General features: G+C 44.2%; 1 protein-coding gene. It reads right to left on the bottom strand.

All coding sequences use genetic code 11. The annotated features are described in order from the left end of the window. Positions 1-242: hypothetical protein (locus ACPYOJ_RS36440; protein WP_481420546.1), on the bottom strand; the 242-nt coding region annotated here is incomplete at both ends.

Here is a 242-nt window from a genome sequence, read left to right as displayed (position 1 = left end):
AAGTTACCTCATTGCCGATAATACTATCAGCCTCACTCGTAAGGCCAGTATCTGCAGCAGGCTCCCAAGCACTGGTTGTCGTATTATACTTCAATACCTGACCATTGGTAGGAGCTGTGGAAGACACCGATTTATTCTGAATCTTCGTTACCGTTGTGGAATTACTATTTGCAGATGCAGTAACATCACCAGTTAATGCGGCACGTTCAAAAGAGGTTCCGTTGAGATTTACAGAGGTAGAG

The organism is Rhizobium sp. SVR5-9E (genome assembly GCF_056755095.1).
Note: the sequence above shows the minus strand (reverse complement) of the source record. Positions and strands in the feature narration are given on the sequence as shown.